Genomic DNA, 1,020 nt, shown 5'->3' on the forward strand with positions numbered 1-1,020 from the left:
TATATTAGGCTAATTATATATCAAAAGAGAGAACCGAATAGAATTGTAATTTGTAAAAATTGTGAGTAAAGCAAAACAATAATCAAGACTTTATTTTCCATAATTACCGTGTATAACAACAATAAAGACGATAAAAAAAATATCAGCACAGACATTTGGAGGAGTATAGATTTCCAAATAGTTAAACACAGAATTGATAAAATTAACGCTAAGCTTGAGGCTGTTCTGGGTAAGTATAACTCTCAATTTAGGGGCGATGACTTATTTCACCAGAATCAAGACTGGAAAGATTAACATTTTTAAAGCTTTGCTTGGTAAACTAGATGTAGCTTAGTTCATGACCAACTAAACTCCAGTTTTTTGATGTCAGAAGAAATTCAAACCTTTACGACTGAATATTTGGATGACTGTGCCAATCTGTATGTTGAAGTGTTTAACAGTGAACCTTGGAACGAGCAATGGACTATCGAAACTGCAAGATTGCGCTTGTTTGAAATTCTCAATACACCTGGGTTTATCGGATTTGTCTTACGACAAGATGAAGTGCTGGGATTCGTCGCTGGTTATTGTGAGCAAATGCAAAAGGGTAAAGGCTTTTATCTCAAAGAAATCTGTACCCACCATGACAAACAGCGTCGGGGAATTGGAACGAAGTTACTCAACCAATTAATGAATACCCTAACCGGGATGGAGGTTACTGCAATTTATCTGGTAACTATGAAAGATGGACAAGCGGAAGCTTTTTACACTAAAAATGGCTATCAAAGAAGCCAGAAATTAATTGTAATGTCAAAACGGTTTTATAAATAACCATTAATACAAGCATATAACAGCTAGGTTAGGAACAAGTCCTAACCCAGTCTCGGTCGTTAATATATGGAAACCAATAAAGTCTCCTTATTTCAACCGAAACTCATCATATCATGTCCGGTTAATTGCTTATAAATCCCGCACAACCCCACCCCGGTTTTGTCTTGCGCCAAAACCGCCCCTCCCCTTACCAAGGGGAGGGGTAAGGGG

General features: G+C 37.3%; 1 protein-coding gene. It reads left to right on the forward strand.

Features of this window, described 5'->3' with window-relative positions:
- Positions 1–363 precede the first annotated feature (363 nt).
- Positions 364–810, forward strand: coding sequence for a GNAT family N-acetyltransferase (locus DP116_RS28065; RefSeq protein ID WP_169158228.1), 447 nt, complete (start codon positions 364–366; stop codon positions 808–810).
- The last annotated feature ends 210 nt before the right edge of the window (positions 811–1,020 follow it).

The organism is Brasilonema bromeliae SPC951, from assembly GCF_012912135.1.
Classification (GTDB): Bacteria; Cyanobacteriota; Cyanobacteriia; order Cyanobacteriales; family Nostocaceae; genus Brasilonema; species Brasilonema bromeliae.

Excerpts from the sequence above, each read along its gene's own strand:
- DP116_RS28065 (WP_169158228.1), top strand. The coding sequence starts at position 364 with ATGTCAGAAGAAATTCAAACCTTTACGACTGAATATTTGGATGACTGT.